This window comes from Nocardia sp. CC213A, assembly GCF_030766805.1.
Lineage (GTDB): Bacteria > Actinomycetota > Actinomycetes > Mycobacteriales > Mycobacteriaceae > Nocardia > Nocardia otitidiscaviarum.
The window spans coordinates 382,109-391,848 of record NZ_JASFXA010000006.1; the positions used below are offsets into that span (position 1 = coordinate 382,109).

Annotated in this window: 9 protein-coding genes; 2 read left to right on the forward strand and 7 right to left on the reverse strand. The window is 70.0% G+C overall.

The annotated features are described in order from the left end of the window. Nucleotides 1-107: 107 nt before the first annotated feature. From folK to ftsH, 5 genes are all read right to left on the reverse strand, one after another. On the reverse strand, nt 108-638 hold the full coding sequence (gene folK, locus QJS31_RS14460) for a 2-amino-4-hydroxy-6-hydroxymethyldihydropteridine diphosphokinase (RefSeq protein ID WP_306356926.1): 531 nt from the start codon (nt 636-638) through the stop codon (nt 108-110). Continuing rightward, the gene (folB, locus tag QJS31_RS14465; RefSeq protein WP_282786106.1) at nt 635-1,006 is read right to left on the reverse strand and encodes a dihydroneopterin aldolase; all 372 of its coding nucleotides are present in this window, start codon (nt 1,004-1,006) and stop codon (nt 635-637) included. The genes folK and folB overlap by 4 nt, the downstream gene beginning before the upstream one ends. Next, nucleotides 1,003-1,854, reverse strand: a complete 852-nt coding sequence (gene folP / locus QJS31_RS14470; protein ID WP_306356939.1) for a dihydropteroate synthase — start codon at nt 1,852-1,854, stop codon at nt 1,003-1,005. The genes folB and folP overlap by 4 nt, the downstream gene beginning before the upstream one ends. A gap of 275 nt (nt 1,855-2,129) precedes the next feature. Beyond that, entirely contained in the window at nt 2,130-2,750 is a 621-nt protein-coding gene (gene folE / locus QJS31_RS14475) for a GTP cyclohydrolase I FolE (RefSeq protein WP_029925192.1), read from the reverse strand. Between the two features lie 121 nt (nt 2,751-2,871). Continuing rightward, complete coding sequence (gene ftsH, locus QJS31_RS14480; protein WP_282785662.1) at nt 2,872-5,256, reverse strand: ATP-dependent zinc metalloprotease FtsH; 2,385 nt, start codon at nt 5,254-5,256, stop codon at nt 2,872-2,874. A 321-nt stretch (nt 5,257-5,577) separates the two neighbouring features. Here ftsH and QJS31_RS14485 point away from each other — a divergent pair, with 321 nt between their 5' ends. Further along, on the forward strand, nt 5,578-6,507 hold the full coding sequence (locus tag QJS31_RS14485) for a hypothetical protein (protein ID WP_029925189.1): 930 nt from the start codon (nt 5,578-5,580) through the stop codon (nt 6,505-6,507). A gap of 152 nt (nt 6,508-6,659) precedes the next feature. On the opposite strand, the gene QJS31_RS14490 is transcribed toward QJS31_RS14485, so the two are convergent. Continuing rightward, the gene (locus QJS31_RS14490) at nt 6,660-7,484 is read right to left on the reverse strand and encodes a DUF1266 domain-containing protein (protein ID WP_282785663.1); all 825 of its coding nucleotides are present in this window, start codon (nt 7,482-7,484) and stop codon (nt 6,660-6,662) included. Nucleotides 7,485-7,675: 191 nt separating this feature from the next. On the opposite strand from QJS31_RS14490, the gene QJS31_RS14495 reads away from it, so the two are divergent. Next, a complete protein-coding gene (locus QJS31_RS14495) occupies nt 7,676-7,930 on the forward strand; it encodes a DUF2277 domain-containing protein (RefSeq protein ID WP_029925185.1) in 255 nt (84 codons plus the stop codon). Nucleotides 7,931-8,205: 275 nt separating this feature from the next. Here QJS31_RS14495 and QJS31_RS14500 read toward each other — a convergent pair whose 3' ends face one another. Beyond that, on the reverse strand, nt 8,206-9,453 hold the full coding sequence (locus tag QJS31_RS14500; RefSeq protein WP_306356927.1) for a CdaR family transcriptional regulator: 1,248 nt from the start codon (nt 9,451-9,453) through the stop codon (nt 8,206-8,208). Nucleotides 9,454-9,740: the final 287 nt, after the last annotated feature.

Genomic DNA, 9,740 nt, shown 5'->3' on the forward strand with positions numbered 1-9,740 from the left:
CATCCGCTCCGATGACGAGAACAGGTGGCGCGGGGGCTCCGAAACGACCTCCGCGCCCGAGGAACTCGGCCGCACGGCGGGCGACACCACGATCGACGGCCGCCCCATCATGGCCGCCCCAATGACAACGCGGTCCTGCGGACGCCGTCCACCTCGGCGGAATCCAAGTCCGCCAACCACGCTCGCACCGGGCGCGTCCGCCCCGCGGCCTCGAGCACCGCATCCGGTTCCACGTCCAGCCACGGCACCAGCACGAAGGCGCGCTCATGTGCCCGCGGATGCGGGAGGGTCAGGCTCGGATCGGCGCTGCGCACGACCGCCGAGGCCCCGTCGCGCCGCCGCGCGGCCCAGACGATGTCCACGTCGAGAGTGCGTGGCCCCCAGCGGACTTCCCGCACCCGCTCGGCGGCCTGTTCCAGCTCCTGCCCCAGGCGCAGCCAGTCGCCGGGCTCCAGCGCCGGATCCTCGGCCAGCAGCACGGCATTCAGGTAGTCCTGCTGCGGCACACCGCCCCAGGGCGGGGTCGAGTAGACCGGCGACACCGCGAGCAGCCGGGGGCGCAGCGCGTCCACCACGGCGCGCAGGTGCGTCAGCCGGTCACCCAGATTCGAGCCGATGGACAGCACCACGCGGGTCACGGCGCCTCCCGGCGGCGGCTGGTGACCACCCGCACATCCTCGAAGCTGTGCGGGATCGGCGCGGCGGGCTTGTGCAGCACCACCTCCACGGCATGGACGCGCGGGTCGGTCATCACCGCGTCGGCGACCTCGGACACCACCGTCTCGATGAGATCGCGCGGCCGCCCGGACACGATCCGGACCACGCTGTCGGCGAGTTCGCCGTAGTGGATGGTGTCGGCGATGTCGTCGGACTTCGCGGCCGCCGAGAAATCGGTCCACAGCGTGAGGTCCACGACGAATTCCTGGCCGTCGCGCTTCTCGAAGTCGAAGACGCCGTGATGGGCGAACACCCGCAACCCGCGCAGTTCGATGCGATCGGTGCTCATCGGACGCCCCCGTCCAGGCGGCGGTCCGAGAATCGTTCGCGCCGACGGGATTCGGCGCGCCGCCAGGCATCGGTGACGGCGACGGCGTCCAGTGAGGCGCGCACATCGTGCACCCGGACTCCCCAGGCGCCCTGCTCGGCGGCCAGCGCGGAAATGGTCGCGGTCGCCGTCTCGCGCCCGTCCGGTGGACGCGGGCCCGCGGCATCGGCCAGCAGCGCACCCAGGAACCGCTTGCGGGAGGCGCCGATCAGGATCGGCAGCCCGGTGCCCACCAGTTCGGAGAGCCCACCGAGCAGTTCCCAGTTGTGGTCGGCGTTCTTGGCGAATCCCAGTCCGGGATCGAGGATCAGCCGGTCCGCACCGACGCCGCCGGCGACGGCCAACTCCACCTGGGCGCGCAACTCGGCCCACACCTCGGCGACCACGTCGTCGTAATGCTCGGCCGCCCCGGTGTGCCGGTAGTCGGCCTCGGCGCGCCAGTGCATGAGAATCCACGGCAGCCCCGCCGCGGCGACGACCTTCACCATATCGGCGTCGGCACGGCCGCCGGAGACGTCGTTGACCATGGTCACGCCCGCCTCGACGGCGGCCTCGGCCACCCTCGCCCGCATGGTGTCCACGCTGGTCGGCACCCCGGCCGCCGCGAGCCCGCGGATCACCGGCACGACCCGCGCCGCCTCGGTCGCCGGATCGATCCGCACCGCCCCCGGCCGGGTGGACTCCCCACCCACGTCGACGATGTCGGCCCCGAGTTCGTACAGCGCCACCCCGTGCGCCACCGCCAGCTCGGGGTCCAGATAGCGCCCCCCGTCGGAGAACGAATCGCTGGTGACGTTCACGACCCCCATCACCACGCAGGACCGACCCCCGCGCGGCTCGAGCAGCCGTACCGTCACCACGCCCCCCGATCCCAGCACTCACCATTCACCGCCGCAGCACCAACCCTCCGCTGGTTCGCGGCGCGTCTCGGTTCTGGACTGACCGGAGCGGGGGAGCGAAGCGGAGGAGCGGAGGGAGGGAAGAACCGAGACCTCCAGCGCCGCGAACCCGCCCGCAGCGAAGCGGAGGGCAAATTAGACACAGCACCCGCCCGGAGCGAAGCGGAGGGCAAATTAGACACAGCTCACTTCCGGAGGATCAGATCGAGGGCCTCCGCGCGGGAGGAGGGGCTGCTCTGCAACAGGCCGCGCACCGCGGAGGTGGTGGTGCTGGCTCCCGGCTTGCGGATGCCCCGCATGGCCATGCACAGGTGTTCGGCCTCCACCACCACGATCGCGCCGCGCGGGTCCAGCTTGCGCATGACGGCGTCGACGATCTGGCTGGTGAGGCGCTCCTGCACCTGCGGGCGCTTGGCGTAGAGGTCCACCAGGCGGGCGAGCTTGGACAGGCCCGTCACGCGCCCGTGCGGGCCCGGAATGTAGCCGACGTGGGCGACGCCGTGGAAGGACACCAGGTGGTGTTCACAGGTCGAGTACATGGGGATGTCGCGGACCAGCACGAGTTCCTGGTGGCCTTCGTCGAAGGTGGTGTTCAGCACCGCGTCCGGCTCGGTGTAGAGACCGGCGAACATTTCCCGGTACGCACGGGCGACGCGTCCGGGGGTATCGATGAGCCCCGGACGGTTCGGGTCCTCGCCGACCGCGATCAGCAACTCGCGTACGGCGGCTTCGGCGCGCTCCTGGTCGAACGGCCGACCGGTGTCGAGCGCGATCGGGCCGGAGACGACGCGGTTGTTGGCCGACAATCGGCACCTCCTGTGTTCAAGGTCCGCGCCTGACCGGCACGGCCGGTTCGCGGTCTCGGTGTCCCGGGCCGGATGAACCGAGCCCGGGACCGCGAACCCATCGAGAGTATCCAAGCGGCCGTCAGCGACGACCGTTCGGTCCGTCCCAACCGTTGTCGTCGTCCTCGCTGTTCCCGCCGGGCTGCGGGGCGGCCTGACCGGGCTGATAGCCCTGCTGCCCGTACTCCGGCTGCTGCGGGGGCCGCTGGTAGCCGTACTCCGGCTGCCGACCGCCCGCGGGCGCCCAGCCGCCGACGTTGGGCGGCGCGGACGGCTGTCCCTGCTGCGGATCCTCCTGCGGCGGCCAGCCGGGAGCGGACCATCCGGCCGGGGCGCCGTAATCGGGCCGCGAACCGTGCGTTCCGGTCTGGCGACCGCCGTAGGCGGGGGCGGGCGGGGCCGGGTAGCCCGCGGGGGCGGGCTGCGGGTAGCCCTGGGGCTGTCCGGCCGGGTAGCCGGCGGGCTGCGGATAGCCATTGCCCGGTACCGGTGCGGGCTGCTTCGACAGGTCCGGTGTTTCCTCGGGCCACGGCTCGCCGCGCTCGGCGGCTAGTTCGCGCGGGGTTTTCACCGGCGGACGATCCGAGGGCACCCGTTCGCCGAAATCGTTGAAAGCGGTGATGCGCGGGCGCTTGTCGACCGTTTCCAGCACCGCCTCGAGATCCTTGCGGTGCAGGGTCTCGCGCTCGAGCAGGGCGCTGGCCAGGGAGTCCAGCTCGTCGCGGTACTCGTTGAGCACCGACCACGCCTCGGTGTGCGCGGCCTCGATGAGGTTGCGCACCTCCTCGTCGATCTCGCGGGCGACCTCGTGCGAGTAGTCCGAACCGGTACCCATGGACCGGCCCAGGAACGGATCGCCCTGCTCCTGCCCGTAGCGCACCGCGCCCAGCCGGGCGCTCATGCCGTATTCGGTGACCATGGCCCGCGCGATCTTGGTGGCCTGGTCGATATCCGAGGACGCACCGGTGGTGGGCTCGTGGAACACCAGTTCCTCGGCGGCCCGGCCGCCCATGGCCATGACCAGGCGGGCGATCATCTCCGAACGGGTCATCAGACCCTTGTCGTCCTCGGGCACGGTCATGGCGTGGCCGCCGGTGCGGCCGCGGGCCAGGATGGTGACCTTGTAGACGGGTTCGATATCGGGCATCGCCCATGCCGCCAGGGTGTGCCCGGCCTCGTGGTAGGCGGTGATCTTCTTCTCGTGCTCGCTGATGATGCGGGACTTGCGCCGTGGGCCGCCGATCACGCGGTCCACGGATTCCTCCAGCGCGGCACTGGTGATCAGGTTGCCGTGCTCACGCGCGGTGAGCAGCGCGGCCTCGTTGATGACATTGGCCAGATCCGCGCCGGACATGCCGACGGTGCGCTTGGCCAGCCCGTCCAGATCGGCGTCGGGCGCGATCGGCTTACCCTGCGAATGCACCCGCAGAATCGAGCGGCGGCCCGCGAGGTCCGGGTTGCTGACCGGGATCTGGCGGTCGAAGCGGCCCGGACGCAGCAGCGCCGGATCGAGGATGTCGGGGCGGTTGGTGGCCGCGATGATGATGACGCCGGTGCGCTCGCCGAAGCCGTCCATCTCGACCAGCAGCTGGTTCAGCGTCTGCTCGCGCTCGTCGTGGCCGCCGCCCAGGCCAGCGCCGCGCTGGCGGCCGACCGCGTCGATCTCGTCGACGAAGATGATGCAGGGGCTGTTCTGCTTGGCCTGGTCGAACAGGTCGCGCACCCGGGAGGCGCCGACGCCGACGAACATCTCGACGAAGTCGGAGCCGGAGATGGTGAAGAACGGCACCCCGGCCTCGCCCGCGACGGCGCGCGCCAGCAGGGTCTTGCCGGTGCCGGGCGGGCCGTAGAGCAGTACGCCCTTGGGGATCTTCGCGCCGAGGGCCTGGTAGCGAGCCGGGCTCTGCAGGAAGTCCTTTATCTCGTAGAGCTCCTCGACGGCCTCGTCGGCGCCCGCGACATCGGCGAAGGTGGTCTTGGGCATGTCCTTGGACAGCTGTTTGGCCTTGGACTTGCCGAAGCCCATCATGCCGCCGCGGCCCCCGCCCTGCATGCGGGCCATCACGAAGATGAACAGGCCCAGCAGCAGGATCATGGGCAGCATGAACAGCAGGATCTGGCTCAGCCAGGAGTCCTGTTTGACGGAGGTGTTGTACTTCGCACCGGTCTCCTGCACGTCCTGCAGGATCTGCGCGGACACCTCACTGCCGCCCGGATACTTGGCAATGATCTTGGTCTGGCCGTCGGTGGCATCATTGCCGTTCTTCAGCGTGATGCGCAGCTGCTGTTCTTTGTCGTCGATCTGGACCTGATCGATGTTGTCCTTGTCCTGGAGCTGGGAAAGCGCCACCGACGTGTCGACGTTCTTCCAGCCGCGCGTGTCGTTGCTGAAGTAGCTGACCAGGTAGATCACGAGCAGGAAGCCCGCGACTATGGCCAGGTTGCGGAACACAGTCTTGCGGTTCATAGAGCGTCGGCCGGCGGGCCAGTCCTTTCCGGTGATTCCGGTTTTTGCCTGCGATGCTGTAGAGCTTGCGTCACGAGCGCGCCCGTTTCCATACGGAACGGATGCGGACATGCCACGTTACCGCGTACGGTCTACATCGTTACATCGCGAGGTTCGGCAGCTTGTGCAGTTCAACAGGTAAACGGCCGGAGAACGCGGGTGGTTCCCCAACCATCTGCCGCAAAACCCTTCGGGCGAGCATGGTGAGCGTCGGCCCAAGTGGCCACAATCATGGCATGTTCGCCCTATCGTGACCGACAACACAACACGAGCGTAGGGGGTATGGACATCGTCGAGCTACGGACACCCACAGCGATCGTCCGTCACGGCAACGGGCGGTTGACGGTGCTGAGACCAGGAACAGACGGCGAGCGCGTCCTCGATGTGCCGGTAGGCGACCTTCTCAAGGTCAGGTTGAACCGGCGCGCCGACGACGCCGTCGTCATCGAAATCTATCTCAGGTACCCCACCCCCGTACTGACGGGCGTCCCCGCCGACCGCACTCCCCTACCCGTCCTCATCGCCGAACACGATGTGCCCGCGGCCACCGTGATCGTCGAGCGGATCAACAACCAGATCCTGGCCACCCAGCGCCTCGAGGTCGCCGCCCCCGACCTGACACCGCCCACTCCGGCCTGGGGACGCGGCGGACCGGCGCGCGCCGACGTGGACCGCGCGGCCCGGCGGATGGCTCCCAAGCGGGAGGCCAAGACCGCCGTCGCGGCGCTGAACCGCTACGTCACGCCCGGCGAGTACGTACTGGAGACGGCGGTGGTGACGGCCCAGCCGCCCGCGGGCCGGGGAGCCGGACTGCTCGCGGTCACCACCGATCGGATGATCTTCATCTCCACCGGCTCCGGACGCCGGTACGCACACGAGATGCCCATCGCGGCACTGCTGTGGGCGCGCACCACCGACGATTCGGAGACCACGGGCGCCGCGCCCGGTGAATACGGCGTCGATATCCACGACGGCAATGTGACACTGCACTTCACCGGCAATGACCGGGCGGATACCGAACGGATCACCGGCGGGCTCAATTTCGCCATTCAGCGCGAATCGGCCGACGGTGCGGCCGGACCCGCCGATCCGGGGGTGGCGAAGCTGTACGCCGAATGGGAGCTGCTGGTCGAGCGGCATTCCCTGGGCATGGTGGACGACGCCCAGTTCCAGCGGTACGGACGCGGCATCCTGCGTTCGCTGCCGGACTGAGGACGCCGGACCGAAGGACACGGCGGACCGAAGGACACCGATAGCGCCGAGTTTCTCGTGCCCGCCACGCTGACGCGCGGCGGGCACGGTCGGTCGAGGAGGGCGACCCGCAACGCGGACGGTGACCGCCCGTCACACCGATGACGCAGGGTTCAGTCCTCCGGTTGCAGGGTGATGCGACGCCAAGGACTGCTGGGGCGGTTCCACAGGCGCAGCAGTTCCATGCGGCGGTCGACGCCACCGGATTTCAGTTCGGCCAGGTCCTCGCAGGCCTGCCAGTAGGTCCAGCCGGTGAGGTAGGCGTCGCCGAACTGCCGCCAGTTGCGGTATTTGCGCTGGGCCAGTGGGAGGGCCCGCAGCAGGTAGTCCCAGGCCACGTCGGCGTCGAGGTAGCCGGCGGTGTAGGCCATGCGGGCCACCGCGACCACCCGGGCCAGGTCCCACGCCTGGATGTCGGTGGGCAGCGGGCGCACCAGATGGTCGGTCAGGCCGAGTTTGATGGCCTGGGACCAGATGTCGTAGTCGCGGACCAGCGCCTCGGTGTTCTCCATGCCGCGGAAGGCGCCGACCTGACGGAGGAAGGCGCGGTGGCGGTCGGCGCGTTCGCCGAAGCGGTCGCGTTCGGGGGAGTTGACGGCCGCCACGACCAGGGGGTGTACCAGGGCGTACAGCGGGCCGTGCATTCCGTCGAGCAACTGTTCCATGGAGGCCATGGCCTCGGTGCCGTCGGTGATGCCCCAGGCTCCGGTCAGGGTGTCGATGGCGAGTTCGCGGCGGTCGCCGAGGGGATGTTCGCGTTCGGGTCCGAGCAGTAGCGCGTCGTGGAAGGCGTCCCAGCGCGCCGAGTAGAAACCACCGAGAGCCAGGGCACGCAGTTCGTCGTCGTTGACCTGCGCACCGGACCAGTGGTCGTCCTCGCGCTGGTCGAGTTCCGGGTAGGGGAAGGTCGTCAGCGTGGGCACGTCGCGGGCGGGCATACCCCGATTGTTCCGCATGGATCTCGAGACGTCCGCTATTCGCCACAGGGCGTGCGAAGGTTCACCTCGAATCCCCAGCGTGCGCGCCGGATCGCGACGCCGCGCCCACGATGTTCACGGCGTGTGTCCGCCGAGCAAATGTCTGATTCATGCCCTGTCACACAACGAAATCGGACGCTACCCTCTGGGCCATGAGTAGGAATATCACCCTGCTGCGCGGCCTGGAGCCCCCGGCCACTGAGCAGGAAATCTTCGCCGCCGCACAGGAATACGTGCGCAAGGTGGGCGGAGTGTCGGGTTTGACCACTACCACGAAACCGGCGGTGGACAAGGCGGTGGCGGCCATCGCCGCCGCCACCACGCAATTGCTGGCGGAATTGCCCGCCCGCGGCGCGATTCCGGAGACCGAACCGCAACCGGTGCGCGAGGCCGCCAGCGGCGAGTAGTCAGCACCACGCCGCTCGACCACACTCGCCGACCGTCGACCGCCGACCGTCGACCGCCATCCGCCGACCAGCCGACCGCACGAGGCGACCGGCGACCGCCACCCGCCGACCAGCGACCAGCCGACCGCACGAGGCGACCAGCGATCGCCACCCGCCGACCGGCGACCAGCCGACCGCGCGAGGCGACCGGCGATCGCCACCCGCCGACCAGCCGACCGGCGATCGCACGAGGCGACCAGCGATCGCCACCCGCCGCAGGGCGATCGGAGCGGGCGCTACACCTCGTACACCGCCACGCAGTCGAGCGCGATCTCCAGCCGGGGGCCGGGCCGGTCTACGGGGCGGCCGAGGAGTTCCTCGATGCGTTGGAGGCGGTAGCGCACCGTGTTCTTGTGCACGCCGAGCGCCTTCGCGGCGGTGTCGGGGCTGCGGCGGGCCCGCAGATAGGCATGCAGGGTTTCGCGCAGGCGGGCGGACTGGGCGTCCGGGGCGGCGAGCACGCCCAATTCGCGGTCGATGAGGGCGCGCATGCCGGATTCGTCGATCCCGGCCAGGTAGGCGACCTCCACCTCCCGGTAGTCGAGGACGCGCGGCAGTCCGGGGCGGGCGCGTTCGGCGACGTGGCGGGCGGCGACCGCTTCGGCGTGGCCGCGGCGGAAGCCCGCCAGTTGGGATCCGGGGAGCCCGACGGCCACCCGGACCGGCGGTTCGACCGGCCAGTCCGCGACCGACGGCACACCGTCGTCGGGCACGGCCAGCCAGGCCCACAGCGCACTGGCCCCCGCCGGAATCGTGAGCACGCTGCCGCTGCCGACCGCGGCGGCGCAGCGGGCCACCACGCGGTCCAGCCGGTCGCCGACCTCCCCGGTGCCGTCGGCGGAGCCGAGCGCGACCGCGTCCGCATCGGTCCACAGCACCAGGGCCAGATGTCGGCCCGCCAGCCGATAGCCGATCTTGGCGGAGGCGTGCTCGATATCGAGGTCGGCGCCGTCGAGCAGGGCGCGCACGATCTCCCCGCGCTGGTTCAGCGCCGCCCGCAGGCCGCGCTCGCGTTCGGTGATGTAGGTGTCGGTGAGCGTTTCGACGCAGGTGCTGACCCAGCGGGTGGAGCGGTCGAAAAGCCGCAGCAGCACCGACCTTTCGATATCGGGCGGCAGCCGGCGCTCGTCGATGGTCTCGCTCATGTACTCGATCACCGCCTCCTGCCCCACGTGGTAGACGCGCAACAGCACCCGCAGATCGTGGCCGCGCCGCGCGATGGTGCGGGCGAAGGCGTGCGCTTCCGCCGGGATCGGATAGTCGGCATGGTCCTGCGTGAGGGTGCTCAGCACCTCCAGGGCGTGGGCGCGGGTGCTCGCGGCCAGATCGCGGCGCATATCCCGGTCGGCCAATTCCGGCACGCGGGCGATGATGGCATTGTCGAGCCGCGTCACCACCTGGTCGAGGGTGTCGGTGCGCAGGGTTTCGGCGACGAAGTCGGCAATCCACTGCCGAATGGCCGCAGGGGTGGCGGTGGTCGCCACGAGCACCTCCGAATTTGTGCTTCCGGCATAAAACCGGCCGAATTAGTTGACCGATTGGGCCAAGAATGTCCTTGTGGATTGTGTCACGATCATAGTTCGTGAGCTGTCGCACAGCTCGCGGCCGCAACGTAGCGCACGTGGGAGAGCAATCGTGACCAATTCCGAATCCGGGGGTGCCCGCAAGGCCGCGCCCCGCAAATCCACCGGCACCCGGCGCGCCGCCAAGTCCGCGTCCCCGGCCAGCGCGGAGCCCGCCGAGGCCGCGGGCGCCGCCAAGCCGACCGCGG